The sequence below is a fragment of the Ruegeria sp. CDSC085 genome, from assembly GCF_059610465.1.
Genome location: NZ_JBXWNR010000001.1, coordinates 355,909 through 373,837, shown reverse-complemented (window position 1 = coordinate 373,837; position 17,929 = coordinate 355,909). Strand labels below are relative to the sequence as shown.

17 protein-coding genes are annotated in these 17,929 nt (G+C 56.4%); 13 read left to right on the top strand and 4 right to left on the bottom strand.

Annotated elements, in window-relative coordinates:
* Window positions 1–64 precede the first annotated feature (64 nt).
* From AC2FJB_RS01890 to AC2FJB_RS01850, 9 genes are read left to right on the top strand one after another with little or no spacing between them, the layout of a single operon-like run.
* Window positions 65–1,012 (top strand): carbohydrate ABC transporter permease, encoded by a 948-nt coding sequence (locus tag AC2FJB_RS01890; RefSeq protein WP_117868495.1) that lies wholly within the window; start codon window positions 65–67, stop codon window positions 1,010–1,012.
* The gene (locus AC2FJB_RS01885) at window positions 1,009–1,947 is read left to right on the top strand and encodes a carbohydrate ABC transporter permease (RefSeq protein ID WP_299636840.1); all 939 of its coding nucleotides are present in this window, start codon (window positions 1,009–1,011) and stop codon (window positions 1,945–1,947) included. Before AC2FJB_RS01890 ends, AC2FJB_RS01885 begins: the two co-directional genes overlap by 4 nt.
* Window positions 1,944–2,132, top strand: coding sequence for a hypothetical protein (locus AC2FJB_RS01880; protein WP_299636841.1), 189 nt, complete (start codon window positions 1,944–1,946; stop codon window positions 2,130–2,132). The genes AC2FJB_RS01885 and AC2FJB_RS01880 overlap by 4 nt, the downstream gene beginning before the upstream one ends.
* Before the next feature lie 2 nt (window positions 2,133–2,134).
* Entirely contained in the window at window positions 2,135–3,232 is a 1,098-nt protein-coding gene (locus tag AC2FJB_RS01875; RefSeq protein ID WP_117868498.1) for an ABC transporter ATP-binding protein, read from the top strand.
* A complete protein-coding gene (locus AC2FJB_RS01870) occupies window positions 3,225–4,217 on the top strand; it encodes an ABC transporter ATP-binding protein (RefSeq protein ID WP_299636842.1) in 993 nt (330 codons plus the stop codon). Before AC2FJB_RS01875 ends, AC2FJB_RS01870 begins: the two co-directional genes overlap by 8 nt.
* Before the next feature lie 11 nt (window positions 4,218–4,228).
* Window positions 4,229–5,851 (top strand): dihydroxyacetone kinase subunit DhaK, encoded by a 1,623-nt coding sequence (locus AC2FJB_RS01865; RefSeq protein ID WP_496718671.1) that lies wholly within the window; start codon window positions 4,229–4,231, stop codon window positions 5,849–5,851.
* Between the two features lie 37 nt (window positions 5,852–5,888).
* Complete coding sequence (locus AC2FJB_RS01860) at window positions 5,889–6,917, top strand: LacI family DNA-binding transcriptional regulator (RefSeq protein ID WP_496718670.1); 1,029 nt, start codon at window positions 5,889–5,891, stop codon at window positions 6,915–6,917.
* A 28-nt stretch (window positions 6,918–6,945) separates the two neighbouring features.
* Entirely contained in the window at window positions 6,946–8,001 is a 1,056-nt protein-coding gene (locus AC2FJB_RS01855; protein WP_496718669.1) for a sugar phosphate isomerase/epimerase family protein, read from the top strand.
* Window positions 8,001–9,155 carry a Gfo/Idh/MocA family protein gene (locus AC2FJB_RS01850; protein WP_496718668.1) on the top strand — a complete coding sequence of 385 codons (1,155 nt, stop codon included), beginning with the start codon at window positions 8,001–8,003 and terminating at the stop codon, window positions 9,153–9,155. Before AC2FJB_RS01855 ends, AC2FJB_RS01850 begins: the two co-directional genes overlap by 1 nt.
* 122 nt (window positions 9,156–9,277) lie before the next feature.
* On the opposite strand, the gene AC2FJB_RS01845 is transcribed toward AC2FJB_RS01850, so the two are convergent.
* The 3 genes from AC2FJB_RS01845 to AC2FJB_RS01835 all read right to left on the bottom strand — a co-directional run bounded on the left by AC2FJB_RS01845 (window position 9,278) and on the right by AC2FJB_RS01835 (window position 11,673).
* Window positions 9,278–9,844, bottom strand: coding sequence for a TetR/AcrR family transcriptional regulator (locus AC2FJB_RS01845; protein ID WP_496718667.1), 567 nt, complete (start codon window positions 9,842–9,844; stop codon window positions 9,278–9,280).
* On the bottom strand, window positions 9,835–10,911 hold the full coding sequence (locus AC2FJB_RS01840) for a flavin monoamine oxidase family protein (RefSeq protein ID WP_496718666.1): 1,077 nt from the start codon (window positions 10,909–10,911) through the stop codon (window positions 9,835–9,837). Before AC2FJB_RS01840 ends, AC2FJB_RS01845 begins: the two co-directional genes overlap by 10 nt.
* Window positions 10,912–11,004: 93 nt before the next feature.
* Window positions 11,005–11,673 carry a cupin domain-containing protein gene (locus tag AC2FJB_RS01835; RefSeq protein WP_299636849.1) on the bottom strand — a complete coding sequence of 223 codons (669 nt, stop codon included), beginning with the start codon at window positions 11,671–11,673 and terminating at the stop codon, window positions 11,005–11,007.
* Window positions 11,674–12,274: 601 nt separating this feature from the next.
* Here AC2FJB_RS01835 and AC2FJB_RS01830 point away from each other — a divergent pair.
* The 4 genes from AC2FJB_RS01830 (at window position 12,275) to AC2FJB_RS01815 (ending at window position 16,958) form a co-directional block, all read left to right on the top strand.
* Window positions 12,275–13,225 carry an ABC transporter substrate-binding protein gene (locus tag AC2FJB_RS01830; protein ID WP_299636850.1) on the top strand — a complete coding sequence of 317 codons (951 nt, stop codon included), beginning with the start codon at window positions 12,275–12,277 and terminating at the stop codon, window positions 13,223–13,225.
* Between the two features lie 78 nt (window positions 13,226–13,303).
* Window positions 13,304–14,341 carry a quaternary amine ABC transporter ATP-binding protein gene (locus AC2FJB_RS01825; protein WP_171362600.1) on the top strand — a complete coding sequence of 346 codons (1,038 nt, stop codon included), beginning with the start codon at window positions 13,304–13,306 and terminating at the stop codon, window positions 14,339–14,341.
* Window positions 14,334–15,923, top strand: a complete 1,590-nt coding sequence (locus AC2FJB_RS01820; protein WP_117868508.1) for an ABC transporter permease — start codon at window positions 14,334–14,336, stop codon at window positions 15,921–15,923. Before AC2FJB_RS01825 ends, AC2FJB_RS01820 begins: the two co-directional genes overlap by 8 nt.
* 54 nt (window positions 15,924–15,977) lie before the next feature.
* Window positions 15,978–16,958 carry an arginase family protein gene (locus tag AC2FJB_RS01815; protein ID WP_299894427.1) on the top strand — a complete coding sequence of 327 codons (981 nt, stop codon included), beginning with the start codon at window positions 15,978–15,980 and terminating at the stop codon, window positions 16,956–16,958.
* Here AC2FJB_RS01815 and AC2FJB_RS01810 read toward each other — a convergent pair.
* Window positions 16,955–17,923, bottom strand: coding sequence for an agmatinase (locus AC2FJB_RS01810; RefSeq protein ID WP_496718665.1), 969 nt, complete (start codon window positions 17,921–17,923; stop codon window positions 16,955–16,957). The two genes, AC2FJB_RS01815 and AC2FJB_RS01810, sit on opposite strands and share 4 nt — an antisense overlap.
* Window positions 17,924–17,929: the final 6 nt, after the last annotated feature.

Below are 17,929 nucleotides of genomic sequence, written 5' to 3'. Positions count from 1 at the left end.
GAGCGGGTTTCGGCCCGTTCCACCATGACCCGTGCGTCCGAAACCGACAAGAACTGGCAAAGAAATGTCTGACAGGACCATAGATCGCGTTGCGCAGGCAACGCCCACGCGAGTTGCGCGCAAAATCAGGGGGCTATCCGATCGAGCGATCGCCTGGATATTCATTTCACCAACGATCTTCCTGCTGCTTGCAATCAACATCTTTCCGTTGATCTGGACGATCCAGCTTAGCTTTACGAACTACAAGGCGAACCGGATCGGGCGCGAGGTCAAGGATGTCGGGTTCAGGAACTACGAGCGTATCCTGACGGATTCCGATACCTGGCTGAATATGCAGGCAACTGCGCATTTTCTGTTCTGGACGATCTTTTTCCAGGTTCTGATCGGGTTCACCTTGGCATGGTTGATCAACAAGAAGTTCAAGGGAAACGACCTGTGGACCACGATCATCGTGTTGCCGATGATGCTGTCCCCGGCTGTAGTCGGCAACTTTTGGAAATTCCTGTATCAGCCGCAAATCGGCCTGTTCAACTACATCGTGTCCTGGTTCACCGGCAAGGAACCGTCGAGCTTTGAGATGCTGGGTTCGGTGACGTTGGCACCCTGGGCCATCGTGATCGTCGACACATGGATGTGGACGCCGTTTGTGATGCTGATTTGCCTGGCCGGGCTGCGCAGTATTCCCGACTATATTTACGAGGCTGCCGAGATCGACCGGGCCAGCAAGCTGCGGCAGTTCTTTACGATTACGATCCCGATGGTGCTGCCGTTCCTGATGCTGGCGGTGCTGTTTCGGGGAATCGAGAACTTCAAAATGTTTGACCTGGTGGTTCAACTGACCGGCGGTGGGCCGGGGTCTGTTACGGAACTCACTTCGATCAATCTCAAACGGGAAGCGTTTGAGAAGTGGCGAACAGGTTATGCCTCGGCATATGCGATCATCCTTTTCGTCACCGTGTTTGGCCTTGCGTCGATCTACGTCAAGGCCCTGAACAAGGTGAAACAGAGATGAGCAGTTTTTCCGTCACTGAACCTTCCAACCGGTCCAAGTGGATCGCCGGTTTTCTCGTCATCACTTATGCACTGATTACCATGATCCCGCTGGTGTGGATTTTGCTGACCGGTTTCAAGTCGCCCGCAGATGCCATCAGCTACCCGCCCAAGGTCGTATTCGACCCGACGCTGGAAGGATACGTCAACCTGTTCACAACGCGGACGCGGCAAACTCAGGACTTTCTGGAGGCAAACCCGCCGCAGAACTGGGCGGACGATATCGTGCGCCAGTATGACATGGTGATCGTCGGGCCTTCCAAGTTTGGCGAACGCTTCATGAACTCGGTGATAATCGGGTTTGGGTCCACGTTTCTGAGCATCTTTCTTGGCACCTTGGCCGCCTATGCGTTCAGTCGGTTCAAGGTGCCGCTCAAGGATGATCTTCTGTTCTTTATTCTCAGTACGCGGATGATGCCGCCAGTTGCTGTGGCTATTCCGATCTTCCTGATGTTCCGGAATCTTGGACTTAGTGACACGCATCTGGGGATGATCCTGCTTTATACAGGTGTGAATATCTCACTGGCGGTGTGGTTGCTGAAGGGATTCATAGATGAAATCCCCAGAGAGTACGAAGAAGCAGCGCTGATCGACGGCTACACACGCTTTCAAGCGTTCTACAAAGTGGTGCTGCCGCAGGCCGCGACGGGTATCGCGTCGACAGCAATCTTCTGCCTGATTTTCGCATGGAATGAATATGCGTTCGCCGTTCTGCTTACATCGGCCAATGCGCAGACAGCGCCCCCCTTCATCCCGACCATCATCGGTATTGGCGGCCTGGATTGGCCCGCGGTCGCGGCTGGTGCCACGATCTTCCTGTTACCCGTCATGATTTTCACCATCCTGATGCGCAAACACCTGCTGCGCGGGATTACATTCGGAGCTGTACGCAAATGAGCGAGTTTCTGACAGGACTGATGCGACTTCGCCGAGGTCCGTGGGAGATGGTCGCGACCATCCTGATTGCAGTTGGTGTCTTCATGCTCATGCAGCCCTTTGTCCTGTGGGCGTTCACCTATTCCTTCATCGTCACGCTGATCGGAACCGTCATGTTCATCATCGTCAGCCATTTTCCGGAGTAGAAATGGCCCAGATTATTGTCAAAAACGTAAAGAAGATGTTTGGCGAGTTCACGGCTGTCCGTGAAAGCTCTTTCACGATTGAGGACGGTGAGTTCTTCATGCTGCTTGGACCGTCGGGGTGTGGAAAGACGACAACGCTCAGGATGATTGCGGGCCTGGAACTTCCTACATCCGGCGAAATCTACCTCGATGGCGAGGAAATCAGCCAAAAGCCGCCCTCACAGCGTGACATTGCATTCGTTTTCCAGATGTTCGCGCTGTATCCGCACATGAACGTTCGCAAGAACATCAGCTATCCACTGATATCACAAGGCATGTCACGTGCCGCCGTTACTGCCAAAGTCGAAGAAGTCGCCGGAATTCTGGGGATAACTGACATTCTCGATAACCCGGTGGGTGGGCTTTCAGGTGGCGACAGGCAGCGCGTGGCACTTGGGCGTGCGATCGTACGAGAGCCCAAGGCGTTCATGATGGACGAACCTCTTGGTGCTTTGGACGCCGAGTTTCGTGAACATATGGCTGAAGAATTGCGCGCGCTGCACGATCGCATGGGAGCGACAACGGTTTACGTTACGCACGATCAGCTTGAAGCCATGCAGATGGGTGACAAGATCGTCGTCATGAACAACGCGGTGATTGAACAATTCGGAACGCCGCAAGAAATCTACGACAAACCTGCGACCATGTTTGTGGCGGATTTCATAGGATCCCCGTCGATGAACTTCCTGCCGTTTCAGGGAAAAGTGGCACCCGGTTCGGAAATGGTCAGGCTGAACGGTCATGACGAGGCGGTCCCGAAACTGATGGAGGGCGCGGAAGGGGAGCTGGTCTTTGGAGTCCGCCCGGAACATGTTTTGTTGTCCGACGACAGCGATTATCGGGCCAAGGTCCTGGCGGCAGAATACTTGGGAACAACCCAGATCGTGACATTGCAAAGCCCGAACGGCGAATTGAAGGCCCGCATTGGCGCAGGTGAAACAGTCGCGCCGGGTGAAACCGTAGGATTAGAGTTCCGTTCGACAACTGTGACCCTTTTTGAGCGGTCCACGGGCCGGGCGCTGAGATCTGCCTTGAACGATGAGGTGCTGACCGATGGCTGAAGTTGTTTTGGAGAACATCTCGAAGGCATTCGGAACTGTTCAGGCTGTCGACGATATCTCGATGACCATCCCCGATGGCGCTTTTGTCGTGCTCCTGGGTCCGACAGGTGCGGGGAAAACAACGACGCTTCGGCTGATTTCCGGCCTTGAGAAGATGGATACGGGATCAGTACGCATTGCCGGGCGAGACGTTGGACTGGAAACGCCTGCCCAACGCGATGTGGCGATGGTTTTCCAGCAATATTCGCTGTACCCGCATATGACGGTGCGCGAGAATCTGTCGTTCCCACTTCGGTCGCCGATCCTCAAGACGCCTGAGGATGAGATCACGCAGAAAGTGAACGAAGTCGCGGAAATACTGCAAATCCCGCACAAGCTGGACAACAAAGCCACTGAATTGTCCGGCGGAGAGATGCAGCGTGTTTCGATTGGACGAGCATTGGTGCGTGATCCCCAGATTTTCCTGATGGACGAGCCCCTCAGTTCCCTGGATGCAAAGTTGCGGGCGGATTTACGCGTCGAACTCAAGAGAATTCAGGCGGACCTTGGGTCCACGCTTTTGTATGTGACCCATGATCAGATTGAGGCCATGACGATGGCCACACATATCGGAGTGCTGGAAGAGGGCAAATTGGTTCAGTACGGCACGCCCAGGGACATCTATGAAAACCCGTGCAGTGTTTATGTTGCCAGTCGGTTGGGTTTGCCACGGATAAATATCCTGCCGTCAGAGTTGTTCGGTGGGGATCACAAAGGCCCGCAGATCGGTCTTCGCCCGGAAAACATCGTAGAAGGCGAAGGCAGTGAGGCGCGTGTGATACGTGCGGAACACTTGGGCGACCAGACCCGGTTGCATCTGGACTTGAATGGCCATCCGGTCGTGACGTTGATCGATGTCCATCAGGATTACCCTGCAGGTAAGACTATCAAAATCCGTCCTCAAAACCCGTTGTATTTTGACGCGTCCGGAACGCGTGTGAATTAAGGAGCAAAAGCATGGCCCAGTTCCTCAACAAAAAAGAAACCCTCGTAACCGAGGCTATAGATGGTCTTCTTGCATCATCCGGCGGGGCACTGACCAGGTTGGATGGCTACCCCCATATCAAGGTTGTCTACAGATCGGATTGGGACAAATCGAAAGTCGCCCTTGTTTCGGGCGGAGGGTCTGGCCACGAACCTGCCCATGCAGGGTTTGTGGGCGCAGGTATGTTGACTGCGGCCGTATGCGGAGAGGTTTTCGCGTCCCCCTCGGTCGAAGCTGTTCTGGCGGGCATTCTGGCAGTGACCGGTGAAGCGGGGTGTTTGCTGATTGTCAAGAATTATACTGGCGACCGGCTGAATTTTGGTCTGGCGGCCGAGCGCGCCCGCGCATTAGGGCGCAAAGTGGAAATGGTGGTGGTCGATGATGACATCGCCCTTCCTGACCTACCGCAACCGCGCGGCGTGGCGGGAACCCTTTTCGTGCACAAAATTGCCGGCGCATTGGCAGAACGCGGGGCTGATCTGGATTCTGTAACCAGGGCCGCAAAAAGCGTTGTCGAGAAAGTGGTCAGTATCGGCATGAGTCTGGACACATGTACCGTTCCAGGCTCTCCGAAAGAAGACAGGATTGCGCCCGGCAAAGCAGAGCTTGGGTTGGGTATTCATGGCGAGCCGGGTGTTGAGCAGGTGGAGTTCGCAAATGCCATGACCGCAATGTCCACCGTCGTGGAAAAACTGCAACAGCGAGTGGGGGCGGGTGACCGCGTGGCGCTGGTGAACAACTTGGGGTCTACGACGCCTCTTGAGATGTCTGTTCTGACGCACGCCTTGTCCGAAACCGGTATCGCGGGACATATTGTCGGTCCGGCACCGATGATGACTTCGCTGGATATGCACGGATTTTCTGTGTCGATCCTGCCGGTTGATCCGGGTGATTTGTCAGTGCTGGAAGAGCCGGTCGAACTGGTGGCTTGGCCTGGGGTCAAAGCAATAAAGCCCGTCCAAGTTGCGCCTTTGCCTGATGGATTGACGCCGATTGATCCGATTCCTTCGAACAATCCGGCGACCAAGGAAACGATCACGCGTTTGGCAGAACTGCTGATCCGCGCCGAGAAAGACCTGAACGAGTTGGACGCCAAGTCCGGTGATGGAGATACGGGCAGTACATTGGCGACAGCGGCCAGATCTCTGCAAGGCAGCCTGGATCGGATGCCGCTTGCGGACCTGACGCAGTTGTTTCCCGCGCTGGGCAATGAACTGAGCCAGACCATGGGGGGCTCGTCCGGTGTGATCCTTGCAATCTTCTTCAATGCGGCAGGCGACGCCTGTGCCAGTGGCGCGTCCATAGCAAAGTCTTTGGTTGAAGGTCTGAACCGGGTCAGCCAGGTGGGTGGTGCCAAAGTTGGTGACCGGACAATGATTGATGCTCTGGCACCTGCGCTTGCGGCGCTGCCTTCCGGGCTGGTTCAAGCTGCAAAGGCCGCACGCGAGGGTGCTGATAAAACCGCAAATATTCACCGTGCCAAGGCAGGCCGCGCAGCCTATGTTCCCGAAGAAAACCTGATCGGACATAACGACCCGGGTGCAGAAGCTGTTGCGTTGTTGTTCGAGGGCTTGGCACGGGAGATTGAGGGCTGAAAGAAACGTGGAAGACCAAAAACAAAAATTAGAATTGGTGAAAAAACCAACCGTTAATGACATCGCGCGCGTCGCAGGTGTCAGCTTGGCGACTGTTGACCGGGTCTTGAACAGGCGCCCCGGCGTGCGGGCCGTGACCGTTCAGAAGGTTCAAAAGGCAATCGATGAGCTGGGCTATGTGCGCGATACCGCTGCTGCCAACCTCGCGCGAAACCGTGTCTACAATTTCCTTTTTATTCTGCCGGATGCCGGCAATGAATTTGTCGAGGCGATATGCGATCAGATCGCTGAACAATCGCGCGATCAGTTCATCGAGCGAACACGGGTCACGATAAATAAGGTCGCTCCGTTCGAGCCTCAGGACATCGTCAATATTCTGGATGGCGTCGACAGCCTGGACGTCGACGGTGTGGCCGTTTTCGGGCCGGAAACGCCTTCGGTCCGCGACGCTGTGAAGAGGGTCAGGGACAAAGGCGTTCCGGTGGTTGCGTTGGTGTCGGACTTGCCAAGTTCAGACAGAGATCATTTTGTCGGAATCGATAACGTTTCAGCAGGGCGAACGGCAGCTCAGCTGATGGGGCGCTTTGTGCATCGTCCGGGTAAGGTTCTGGTCCTGACAGGCTCACGTTTGGCACGTGATCATCTGGAGCGGCGTCAGGGTTTCGATCTTGTTGTCGCGGACGAGTTTCCTCATATCGAAGTCGTGGCGTCCGTCGAAGGCCGGGATGACCCAGAGCTGATCTACAAGATGATGCCGGGGATTTTTGAAACCTACCCGGATCTTGTCGGCATATACTCTTCCGCTGCGGGCAACGCGGGCCTGGTTCAATTTCTGTCAGAGAGCAGGATCAGCAAGGATCTGGTCATTATCGCGCACGAACTCACGCCACTCAGTCGAGACGCGCTGAACCGTGGCACATTTGACGCGCTGATCTCGCAAGACTCTGGGCACCTTGTCCGGTCCGCTGTTCGCCTTTTGCGTGCGACCTCGGACAAAGTTCCTTTCAACAAATCTCAGGAACGAATCCGTATCGACATCTATCTGAAGGAAAATTTGCCGCCATAGAGGCACAGTTTTTTGGGGAGGAAGCTAAATGAAGACGATCAAAGGGCCAGCTTTGTTTCTTGCACAATTTGCCGGAGACGAAGCGCCGTTCAATTCATGGGACGCCATTACCAAATGGGCGGCGGATTGCGGATACAAGGGTGTGCAGGTGCCCAGTTGGGACGGGCGGTTGTTCGACCTTGAAACGGCCGCGACAAGCACAGGCTATTGCGATGAATTCAAAGGCAAGGCCCAAGAGAACGGCGTTGAAGTCACTGAATTGTCAACGCATCTGCAAGGCCAGCTTGTCGCCGTTCACCCGGCCTATGATACAGCCTTTGATGGTTTCGCAGCCGAAAACGTCAGGGGAGATCCCAAAGCCCGACAGGAATGGGCGGTTGATCAGGTCAAGAAGGCGCTTTCAGCTTCACGGAATTTGGGTATCTCTGCTCATGCAACATTCTCTGGCGCGCTGGCCTGGCCTTACGTGTATCCGTGGCCCCAACGTCCCGCCGGGCTGATCGAAACGGCATTTGATGAGCTTGCCCGCCGGTGGGTGCCGATCTTGGACCATGCAGAAGACTGTGGCGTTGATGTCTGCTATGAAATCCACCCCGGCGAGGATCTTCATGACGGGGTGACATACGAAATGTTCCTTGAACGCACAGGCAATCATGCGCGGGCTTGCATGCTGTACGACCCGTCACATTACGTTCTGCAATGCCTCGATTATCTGGACAATATCGACATTTACAAAGACCGCATTCGGATGTTCCACGTAAAGGATGCCGAGTTCAATCCGACCGGCAGGCAGGGTGTCTATTCCGGCTATCAAGGCTGGGTCGACCGAGCCGGGCGGTTCAGGTCACTTGGCGACGGGCAGGTGGATTTCAGCGCTGTTTTTTCTAAAATGGCGGCAAATGATTTTGACGGCTGGGCCGTGGTCGAATGGGAATGCTGCCTGAAACACCCCGAGGATGGCGCACGTGAAGGTGCTCAGTTCGTTTCCGATCACATTATTCGCGTGACCGAGAAGGCCTTTGACGACTTTGCCGGCGGCGGCACCGACGAAGCGGCCAATCGAAAAATGCTGGGGATAGGCTGATGGTAACAGGACGCAGTGAGGAAAGAGCGGGGCGCATTCGCCTTGGTATGGTCGGCGGTGGAAACGAAGCTTTCATCGGCGGTGTCCACCGCATAGCCGCGCGGCTGGATGACAAGTTCGATCTGGTTGCAGGCGCGTTGTCCTCGACGCCGGAAAAATCCCGGGAAAGCGGCGAGGCGCTGGGCCTTGAACGGGTTTATGATGACTTCAAGCAGATGGCGATGCGGGAAGCGCGTTTGAAATCCGGGATCGAAGCGGTTTCAATCGTGACGCCCAATCACGTTCACTATGCCGCCGCACGTGAGTTCCTAAAACGCGGTATCCACGTGATTTGCGATAAGCCGCTTACATCAACCCTGAGCGATGCAAAGAAGCTGGTCAAAGCAGCCGGAAATTCAAACGCGCTGTTCATCCTTACCCATAACTACACGGGCTATCCCATGGTTCGGCAAGCTCGTGAGATGGTTGCCAACGGGGATATCGGCAAGATCCGCGTGGTTCAGGTCGAATATCCGCAAGACTGGCTGACTGAGCCACAGGATTTCAAGCAAGCTGAGTGGAGGACTGATCCGGAACGCTCAGGTGCCGGAGGATCAACCGGTGATATTGGAACTCATGCGTATAACATTGTCTGCTTTGTAACCGGGCTTAAGGCAGAAAGCCTCGCGGCGGATTTGCAGGCTTTTGTGCCGGGTCGTCAGGTCGATGACAACGCGCATGTAATGCTGAGGTTCGAAGGTGGAGCCCGTGGCATGCTGTGGTCATCGCAGGTTGCGCCCGGCAATGAAAACGCGCTGCGATTGCGTGTGTACGGTGAAAAGGGAGGCATCGAGTGGGCTCAGGAAGACCCGAACTATCTTTGGTTTACTCCTTACGGAGAGCCCAAGCGCCTGATCACCCGAAATGGGGCCGGGGCAGGGGACGCGGCCAATCGGCTCAGCAGGGTGCCGCCGGGACACCCCGAGGGCTACCTGGAAGGGTTCGCGAATATCTATGGTGAAGCAGCGGAAGCCATTCTGGCGTTCAGAAACCAGAATTCGCCTGACGCATCCGTCGTTTATCCGACGGTTCACGATGGGCTTGAAGGCGTCAAATTCGTGACCGCATGTGTGCAAAGCTCTTCAAGAAATTCGGCTTGGGTTAAGCTGGAGTGAGGCATTCGGCAATTAGGGTTGAGTTGCCGGTTCCGTATGAAAAACCCGAGGTGAGGCGGGCGAGCGGGCGGGCACCTCAACAACTGGTGCCGGCGAACCGCACGAGCAAGACAAGGTCCGTGTCACAAGCACCGCGCCTTCAATATTTCCGCCGCTTCATCAAAGGTTTGTACACTACTCTCGGCCCGTGCAGTCAGATGAGCACCCTCCAGCAAGGCCAATGTGGCGCGTGCTTCTGCTTTCGGATCCCCAACGCCCACGATCGAAAGATCTGCTTTACCAAGTGTAAACACTTCCTCGATCCACCGGGTCATCATACGCCGGAACGCGCGAATCTTGTCGGTGGCTTCTTTAGACAAGCTTTCCCGGCTGATGATCAGCGAGACACACAAGCACAGAGTTTGTCCGTCGTTCATAGCCGCGCGATACAGCGCGATCAGCGCACGCATTCGCTTGCCCGCCGTGTCATGAGTTTCCTCAATCTCGGCGCAGCGCCCGGTAAGCTCGGTATGGTAACGGTCCATCAAAGCTGCTGACAGCGCGGCTTTGGTTGGGAAGTGATAGTGGATCGATGCCTTGCGGATGCCCACCTCTTCGGCGAGGTCGGCATAGCTGAACCCGTCGAAGCCTCTGCTGCGCACGGCAAACTCGGCAGAATTCAGCAGAGCGGTCTTTGTGTCTATTTCCATGCCGCGTTCATCCTTTTTGCGCTCAACAATGCCGCGGTCGTCTCTGCTGCTTCCAATGCACCTTCAAGGTATCCCCCAAATTGCGCGGCTGTTTCAGTGCCACTGAAAATGATCCTGTCTTCCCAGATTCGTGTCATGGCCTTCGACAAGCCGTATTGCGGATGGGTATATAGCGGCTGAAGGTCCAGATCGGTCGCTGTGAAGCGGTCGAACGCCCAGTCTTTCAGGAAAAGCGTGCTGGGTCTGGTCGCCTTGTGCCCGAACAATCGCCCCAACTGCGCCAGAACCTGCTGCCGCAACACCCCTTCATCCCGGCGAGTATGTGGGGGAATGCCGATGAAACCGAACAGCGCGAAGGGACCACCGCTGGCAGGTGACGCGTCGTGGATTTCCACCATGGGACCGCTTCGGCTCATGGCATCGCCAGACAGTCCGTCGTCACGCCAGAACGGAGTGTCATAGACCGCAAGCGCCTTGGCCTGACCTGCCATCCAAGTCGCGATTTCCCGCATTGCAGATAACGTGCCATCGGGCAAGGCGGGCTCAAAGATCAACTCAGCCGCGATACGTGGGGGTATGGCAAGCACAACATGCCTCGCCGAAATATGCCGACCCGATTGAGTGGTGACCCGAACCTCACCTTCAGATTGCACTAATGCGGTGATCTGCGTGGACAGTTGGATTACCCCATCCGGTAACCGTGCCGAAAGCGCGTCTGTCAAGGCAGCGAGCCCCCCCATCAGACGATAGGACCCTTCCATAGATGAAAAGCCGCGGCCGCGCTTAACACGGCCCTGTTCATCTTCGAAACTCAGCGTGCCGGAACTGAATTGGTCAAACCTGTGCAGGCCCAGTCGTTCGATCAGCGCGGCAATCCGTGGCTGGCCGGGCCAGAACCAGGCCGGACCCATGTCGAAACGGCCGTCGCCCCGAGCCTCAGTCAGAATGCGCCCGCCCAGACGGTTGCGCGCCTCAACGACCAGCACCTCCTGACCTTGATCCACAAGCTGTGTCGCAAGGCTGAGCCCTGAAAGACCCCCGCCGATGATGAGCGTATCCGTGCGCATGGTTCAGAACCCCTCACTTGAAGGGCGCAGGTCCAGCTTTTGGGGTCGGCCCGACCGGGGTTGTTGCGCCAGGGATGTTAGTTCAACCATCGGTTACGCCGCCGGCGGTCGCGCAAAAGGCAGGTGGCCTGTCTTCATCCAGATCCTGGCCCCGTCCGGCCCCGCAACTGCCGTCAGGCTTTTACCGTCAGGCAGGCGCAGCCAATCGTTTTTGACCAGTTCATCCCCGCCTTCGGTGATTGACCCGTCGATGATCAGCAGCTCGATCCCGCCAGATGCGTCCGATCTCAGGAACGCACCCGCGTCAAGATGGCTGTAGCTCACGACCTCGCGCTCATCCATATGCAAAACTGCGGTGGCGACACCGTCTATGGGCGCGCCCAGCTCATCCACCATGCTTTTGCGAAACTGGTTGCGATCGTCCATGTCGAACTGCCAGAGCTTGACGAAGATCGTGCAGCCCGGTTCCGAACCCGGAGTGTGTTGCGTGGTGGGCGGATTGCGGACATAAGTCCCCGCAGGATAATCGCCATGTTCATCCTGAAATACACCGTCAAGGACAATGAATTCCTCACCGCCAGTATGGGTGTGTGCAGAGAAATGACTGCCTGGCGCATAACGCACGATAGTGGTGGCCCGGGCGACCTCGCCTCCGATCCGATCCAGCATCCTGCGATCCACCCCCTTCATGGGAGAGGCCTGCCACGCAAGCTGGTCTGAGTGAACGACGACGCGGTCAGAGAAGTCCGAATTGATTTCCATTGGGTCAGTTCTCTTTGATGGTTACGACATGAAAACTATCTACTAGTAGGTAGATGAAAGCCAGCTTCAAAGTTTGGTTAGGCACCACTTTTCACAGAGAGTTGAACTGAGTCTGGTCAGAAGGACTTCGTTGAAGTGGGTGGGTGGACAAAAAATGCGAGGAGGTTCCACGCCGCCTTTACGGAAAGAGCGCGCGCAACTCAAAGAGCCAGACGCAATCAGTGTTTGCCGAAAGGGGGCTTTGCGTACCAAAAGGGCAAGCTGCCCGCCCGTGTTGAGACTGGTTGCGCTGTCTGCCCGAGCGATTTTAGCGCTCATTATACCTGTGGGCACTTCCGGTTTCGGAGATGTCGGACGCACCTCACTGAATCGCATTAAGTCGAAACTAACTTGCGATAATTCCGCATTCAAAAGGTAAAAAAACGTATCTCTTGAAGGGCAACGCATCCACATGCTTCACTTTTGGAGCCATGTAAGCCTGTGATTTTGCTGGCCCCAAAAACCCGAAAGGCACGGCCTTTCCAGACCTGAACCAGAGCGCATTACTGCCCGTATGGGCGAGAAAAACAAGCGCGGAAACTATTCAACACGGAGATATCAGATGAAAAAAACAGCAACGCTACTAGGAGGCGCGTCCTTTGCGATTGCCGGGCCGGTCATGGCCGCGGATATTGTAATCGGTGTGCCCAACTGGGCCTCGGTGAACGCGACGGCACATATTCTTGAAGTCGTGATCGAAGAAAACCTCGGCCTGGATGTGGAATTGCAAAACGGCACCAACCCGATTGTATTTGAAGCAATGGACAGCGGTTCAATGCAAGTCCACCCGGAAGTGTGGATGCCCAACCAGCAGAACCTGCATGATACCTATGTCAAGGAAAACGGCACCGTTGTCATGAACCAAAACCCGGTTCAGGCCGAGCAGGGTATGTGCGTGCCGACCTACATCGCGGAACAATATGACATCAAATCGATCGATGATCTGAGCGACCCCGACAAGGTTGCGATCTTTGATACTGATGGTAACGGAACACCTGAGGTTTGGATCGGTGCGCCGGGTTGGGCTTCGACCGTTGTCGAGAAGATCCGGGCCAAGTCCTATGGCTATGACCAGATCTTCGATCTGACGGAATACGAGGAAACCATTGCCTATGCCAATTTGGCGAACGCGACAAAGGCGGGCGACCCGTGGATCGGGTTTTGTTACAGCCCCCACTATATCTTCGTGACACAGGACCTGACGGTTCTGGAAGAACCGCCCCACGATCCGGCCACTTGGACAATCGTTCAGCCCACGGATGATCCGGATTGGCTGTCCAAGTCCGAGGCGTCCTCGGCTTGGAACGGGGCAACGCTTCACTTGCACTACGCCAAGGAACTGGAAGAAACCTATCCCGAAGTGGCTGCCCTGTTCAGCAACTACCAGATGACAGGAGACGATCTGAGCGCGATGGGTAAGGCGCTGGCGGTCGATAACGTCGAAGCCGCTGAGTTCGCCAAGGAATGGGTGGCTGCGAATGAGGACACCGTCATCGGCTGGCTGACCAACTAAATCACCACTCATTGGGCCGTCGCGCAAAACCGTGGCGGCCTTTTTCTGTCGGGCAGGGCATCGCCCTGTGGGGGAAAAATGGACGAACCTGTCGTAAAATTAGAAAACGTTTGGAAGATCTTTGGCTCGCGTGCTGAAGAGGCAATGGAAGCGGTCAGAAACGAAGGCATAGGCAAGCCGGAAGTTCTGGAGCGGTTCAACTGTGTTGTCGGCGTTCAGGGCGCCACGTTCGAAGTGCCGAGGGGTGAGATTTTCTGTATCATGGGGCTGTCCGGCTCGGGCAAGTCCACATTGGTGCGACACGTGAACCGGTTGATCGAACCTACGGCAGGTCGGATCGAAATTCTGGGTCACGATGTATCGAAGCTGTCGGAATCCGAGTTGCGCCGCATTCGCGCCCAGCAAATTGGTATGGTCTTTCAGCACATGGCGCTGATGCCGCATCGTTCAGTGCGTGATAACGTGGCCTATCCTTTGGAAATCCGAAAGGTTTCCAAGTCCAAACGCTGGGCTGTCTCGGATCACGCATTGAGCCTGGTAAATCTGACAGGTTATGAGGATCGACTACCCAAGGAGCTTTCGGGCGGGATGCAGCAACGCGTGGGGATCGCGCGGGCGCTGGCTTCGGACCCGGAAATCCTTTTGATGGATGAACCTTTCTCTGCCCTTGATCCGCTGATCCGCCTGCAATTGCAGGACCAGTTCAAAGCACTTGTGGCACAGTTGAAGAAGACCACATTGTTCATCACCCACGATCTGGATGAAGCCATTCGAATTGGCCACCGGATTGCGATCATGAAGGACGGCGTTATCGTGCAGATCGGAACACCCGAAGACATCGTCATGAACCCGTCCGACGATTACGTGCGGGAATTCGTTCAGGGCATCTCAAAACTTAAATTGGTCAAAGCGCATTCCATCATGGAGCCGTTGGACAGTTATTCAGGGCCACTCGACGGTGCGCCCCGAGCGGACGAGGGCGCGGATCTGGATCAACTGATCGACCTGGCCGTGAATTCTGATTTGCCGGTCGTCATCACGGATGCGGGCGTTGATGTGGGCGTCGTGACCAAGCCACGCTTGTTGCGTGGTATCCAGGGGGGCAAAAATGACTGATGCTGCAACAGAGATGAAAGTAACGGCCGCCTCTGATATCGAGGTCGATCGCGAGGCCCTGGATCTTTCCATCAAGGAGTTCGCTGGTCCGAACGGAGACTACTACGTCAACGTGTTCCACAAAATTCATGATGCGACCAGCGCAATTCCCAACACGTTCAATAAGTGGGCCGCCGTTCTGGGGCCATTCTGGTCAGCTTCACGCGCCGTTTGGGGCATGTTCTGGACCTTTCTGATCCTTGAGATCATCGCGTGGGTCCAAATCGGCAGGGGCGCGTGGGGCAATCCCGGCGCGGATTTCGCCGAGCGCGCCGCGCGTCAGCAGGAACGCGCGGCCGAGCTGTTGGCGCGCGCAGCGGATGCCACGGAACAGGCCGATATCGACCGTTTCACCAAGCTGGCCGAGAACATACAAAAAGCAGCGGCCACAAGTCTGGAGAGGGCTACCGCCGCCCAGTCCGAGGCAGCAGGCATCCTGATTACCGGGTTGTTGATGTTGCTTGTCTTCAAGGTGGTTCAAGGGTTCTACGCCGACCGCGTTTACGAAAAACAGTATTCTAACTGGCGCATCGATCCGGACAGCACGGAAAGCGGGCGTTCGACCCGTAACATCGTCATGGGTGCGATCCTGGTCGCTGCAATCGGACCTTTGATTGTTTACAAGTTCACCGTGAACGCATCCCTTCCATTGTTGGACGCATTCCCCGAACAGCAAGTGTCCGCGATCATACTGGGTGAAGGGAACGGCACACTGTTCTCGACCCTGGCGAGCTGGATGGAGGCCAGGATTGATGCAGCAGCAGCAGCGGGTGGCGACGTATTCGACGGGATCGTGGCGGGTGTCCGGTCGGTGCTTGATGCGCTGACAATTGCACTGATCGGGTCACCCTGGCCGGTGGTCATGTTGGTCATCTGTGTGACAGCCTGGCGTGCGGCGGGACCAAGGGTTGCCATCTTCACCGCATCTTCCTTGGCCTATATCGCGTTGCTGGGGTATTGGGACGTGGCGATGGAAACGGTTGCTCTGGTCGGTGCGGCGGTGCTACTTTGCGTGGTTTTCGGCATTCCGCTGGGTATCTGGTTCGGCAAGTCGCAGCGCGCATATCGCGCGGCGGAACCGGTTCTGGATTTGATGCAGACGCTTCCCGCCTTTGTTTACCTTATCCCGATCATCGCCTTCTTTGGCACCGGCAATCCGCCGGGAATTCTGGCCACCATCATCTTCGGTATGCCGCCGGTCATCCGACTGACGGCACTGGGCATGCAAGGGGTTCCGGAAAGCATCAAAGAGGCTGCCGTCGCCTTTGGCGCGTCGAAATGGCAACTGTTGAAGGATGTTGAAATCCCTCTGGCGCTGCCATCGATCATGACGGGTGTAAACCAGACAATCCTGATGTGCCTGTCCATGGTCGTGATCATCTCGCTGATCGGCGGGGGCGGCCTGGGCAAGGAAATCCTTGAGGCGCTGCAATACGCCGCCAAGGGGCCGGGCCTGCTGGGTGGCTTTGCGATCCTGTTCCTTGCCATGGTCATGGACCGGATCGTGCAGGGCGCGTTCCGGCGAGAAGACGAAAAACTCTGAACGCAGACGCCCCCGGTTCCGATCGGGGGCGCTTTTCTTTGATCCGGGGAAACCATGACAGATCCGTATGAACAGTCGATGATGGACAACCTGTATTGGTGGGGCGTGCCTACATTGTTCCGTTGTCCCAATGTCGGGCCAGAAGGGCAGGATATCGCGCTGGCAGGTGTGCCGCACTCAACTGGCAACGGCACGACCGAAAGGGACCAGCACTTGGGGCCTCGTGCGTTGCGGCATGTCTCGGCCGTGCAACGCAGGGTGCATTCGGTTTTTGAAATTGATCCCTGGCAGAGCGCGCGGATCGCCGATGTTGGTGATGTGCCGTTTCCAAAGGCCAACGACAATGAAGATTGCATCGAACGCATCACTGAATTCTACAAGAACATAGACACCGCCGGAGCGCGCCCCGTTTCCATCGGAGGCGACCATTCCATCACCGGTGGAATTGTGCAGGCCCTGGGTGGCGGCAAACTTGCTGGCGGACAGCCGGTCAGCTTTCTTCATCTGGACGCGCATACGGATGTCTTCACCAAGGTTGATCACTTTCTGGGGGCAAAGAAATCTGCGGCCCACTGGGGGGCCTATCTGGCCGATCAGGGGCAGGTGGATCCAACCCGTTCTATGCAGATAGGGTTGCGCGGCCATCCACGCAGTCTGGACTGGCTGCAGCCGTCGTACGATTACGGCTACAACATCGTCACCATGCGCGAGTTCCGACAGCGCGGATTACAGGACGTCGTAGCGCAGACCAAAGAGGTTTTGGGCGACCGCCCGGTTTACATCACCTTCGATCTGGACTGTCTTGACCCAACCGTCGCGCCGGCCGTGTCTAATCTGGAACCTGGTGAGAAGGGCTTTGACATCGATGAGGCGGTCGGCATCCTGCGCGCGGCGCGCGGTTTGAACATCGTCGGCGGCGACGTGGTCTGCATGATGCCGACCAAGGACAGCCCCAACAACATCACCGCGCTGACAGCCGCAGCGGTGATGTTCGAGATGATTTCGATGATCGCCGAGAATGTCGCGCGGGTCTAGCGCCGCGCGTCGATCGCCTGTGCCAGAACGCAAAGCAACTCGAACATCAGCGAGATGCCAAGCCACGCCGTTCCACCGTCGGGGTCGAATGGCGGTGACACTTCGACAAGATCGGCGCCGACAAGGTTCAGACCGGACATCTTGCGAATGACCTGCTGGGCCTGAAAGCTGTTGGGCCCGCCGATTTCAGGTGTTCCTGTACCGGGGGCGTAAGTTGGATCAACAAAGTCGATGTCATAGGTGCAGTAGGTCGGCTGCATGCCAACGATCTCGCGCACTTCGTTCATGACGTCGTCTATGCCCCGGTCGAACAGTTCTTCGATACGGATGATGCGTATGCCCTGTGCCTCTCCCCATTCGATATCTTCAGTGTTGTAGGCCGTGCCACGGATTCCGATTTGTACAAAACGCTTGGGGTCCACCAACCCTTCCTCGACAGCGCGGCGGAACGGGGTGCCGTGGGTGAACTTGTGACCTCCGAAATAGGTGTCGAACAAGTCCGTGTGACTGTCGAACTGGATCAGGCCAACCGGACCAGAAGCGGCCAGAGCCCGCAGGACAGGCAGGGTGGTCAGGTGATCCCCTCCGGCCGTCAATGGTGTGATGTTGCGGGTTCGAAGATCAGTGTAGAAACGCGTAACCCGATCCAGCGTGTCTTCTATGTCGACAGGATTGGGGGCAACGTCTCCAAGATCCGCGCAGTTCACCATTGAAAATGGTGCTACACCCGTAACCGGGTTCATCGCCCTGATCATCGTGGAATAGTCCCTCAGTTGCCGTGGGCCATGTCGTGCGCCGGGCCGATTTGTGGTTCCGCCGTCCCAGGGAATACCTACTATGCCCAGTTCGACGTCCGTGATCCGATCGTGTTCCATGTGCAGAATAGGCAGGCGCATGAACGCGGGGATGCCGGCAAATCGGGCGAGTTCCATGGCTGATACCGGTTGAAAAAATGAATCGGCCATGATTCC

Coding starts and splice junctions, on each gene's coding strand:
- AC2FJB_RS01890 (WP_117868495.1), top strand. CDS start 65: ATGTCTGACAGGACCATAGATCGCGTTGCGCAGGCAACGCCCACGCGA.
- AC2FJB_RS01885 (WP_299636840.1), top strand. CDS start 1,009: ATGAGCAGTTTTTCCGTCACTGAACCTTCCAACCGGTCCAAGTGGATC.
- AC2FJB_RS01880 (WP_299636841.1), top strand. CDS start 1,944: ATGAGCGAGTTTCTGACAGGACTGATGCGACTTCGCCGAGGTCCGTGG.
- AC2FJB_RS01875 (WP_117868498.1), top strand. CDS start 2,135: ATGGCCCAGATTATTGTCAAAAACGTAAAGAAGATGTTTGGCGAGTTC.
- AC2FJB_RS01870 (WP_299636842.1), top strand. CDS start 3,225: ATGGCTGAAGTTGTTTTGGAGAACATCTCGAAGGCATTCGGAACTGTT.
- AC2FJB_RS01865 (WP_496718671.1), top strand. CDS start 4,229: ATGGCCCAGTTCCTCAACAAAAAAGAAACCCTCGTAACCGAGGCTATA.
- AC2FJB_RS01855 (WP_496718669.1), top strand. CDS start 6,946: ATGAAGACGATCAAAGGGCCAGCTTTGTTTCTTGCACAATTTGCCGGA.
- AC2FJB_RS01850 (WP_496718668.1), top strand. CDS start 8,001: ATGGTAACAGGACGCAGTGAGGAAAGAGCGGGGCGCATTCGCCTTGGT.
- AC2FJB_RS01845 (WP_496718667.1), bottom strand. CDS start 9,844: ATGGAAATAGACACAAAGACCGCTCTGCTGAATTCTGCCGAGTTTGCC.
- AC2FJB_RS01840 (WP_496718666.1), bottom strand. CDS start 10,911: ATGCGCACGGATACGCTCATCATCGGCGGGGGTCTTTCAGGGCTCAGC.
- AC2FJB_RS01835 (WP_299636849.1), bottom strand. CDS start 11,673: ATGGAAATCAATTCGGACTTCTCTGACCGCGTCGTCGTTCACTCAGAC.
- AC2FJB_RS01830 (WP_299636850.1), top strand. CDS start 12,275: ATGAAAAAAACAGCAACGCTACTAGGAGGCGCGTCCTTTGCGATTGCC.
- AC2FJB_RS01825 (WP_171362600.1), top strand. CDS start 13,304: ATGGACGAACCTGTCGTAAAATTAGAAAACGTTTGGAAGATCTTTGGC.
- AC2FJB_RS01820 (WP_117868508.1), top strand. CDS start 14,334: ATGACTGATGCTGCAACAGAGATGAAAGTAACGGCCGCCTCTGATATC.
- AC2FJB_RS01815 (WP_299894427.1), top strand. CDS start 15,978: ATGACAGATCCGTATGAACAGTCGATGATGGACAACCTGTATTGGTGG.
- AC2FJB_RS01810 (WP_496718665.1), bottom strand. CDS start 17,923: ATGGCCGATTCATTTTTTCAACCGGTATCAGCCATGGAACTCGCCCGA.